This window comes from Cecembia lonarensis LW9, assembly GCF_000298295.1.
In the GTDB taxonomy this organism is placed as follows: domain Bacteria; phylum Bacteroidota; class Bacteroidia; order Cytophagales; family Cyclobacteriaceae; genus Cecembia; species Cecembia lonarensis.
Genome location: NZ_AMGM01000284.1, coordinates 1 through 712, shown reverse-complemented (window position 1 = coordinate 712; position 712 = coordinate 1). Strand labels below are relative to the sequence as shown.

The window sequence follows — 712 nt, the reverse complement described above, 5'->3', positions numbered from 1 at the left end:
TCCTTGATCGTAAGCACCCGAGCAACTACATGTCAGGTTTGAAGTTTTGCGGGTACAGGGATTTGATATCTTTATGATTGATGGACATGATGTTCTGTAAGGTATGCTTCAGCCATTCATAGGGATTCACTCCGTGTTTTTTGCAGATCGCAAAGAAGGAGTAGACCATGGCTGCTCTTTTGGCGGCGCTGTGTGAGCCTGCAAACAGGTAGTTTTTTCTTCCCAGTGCCACAGGTCTGATGGCATTTTCCACCAGGTTGTTGTCTATTTCCAGTCTGCCGTCATAGAGGTAATTGGACAGTTCGGCCCATCTTTCGGCACTGTACCGTAGTGCCTTTCCGATGGCACTGTTGGGCATTACGTTCCTGTCCTGCAGCTGTTCCTTTATCCACTTTGACATACTGTTGATGACAGGCAGGGACCTGTCGAGTCTGAGTTTTTTTATTCCGGCAGGATCCAACCCTTTCTCACGGGCTTCTCTCTCCACTTCATACAGCTTCTGAATAAACTGAAGCGCCTCTCCGGCTCTTTTGCTGTCGTTGCTTTGGGCATCATAAAATTCCCTGCGCGCATGTGCCCAGCAGGCCAGGTGGGTCACCCCTTCCTGCATTCCGGGCTTTTTGTAGGCAGCATATCCGTCGGTCTGCAGGTATCCCCTGAAACCTTTCAATATATTTTCAGCAGCCACGGCACCACGGCCGGGCTGATAATC

The 712-nt window shown here is 49.9% G+C and carries 1 protein-coding gene; it reads right to left on the bottom strand.

Annotation, left to right across the window (positions count from 1 at the left end; all coding sequences use genetic code 11):
* Positions 1–25: 25 nt before the first annotated feature.
* A partial coding sequence (gene tnpC / locus B879_RS21340; protein WP_040401630.1) for an IS66 family transposase occupies positions 26–712 on the bottom strand: 687 nt, incomplete at its 5' end.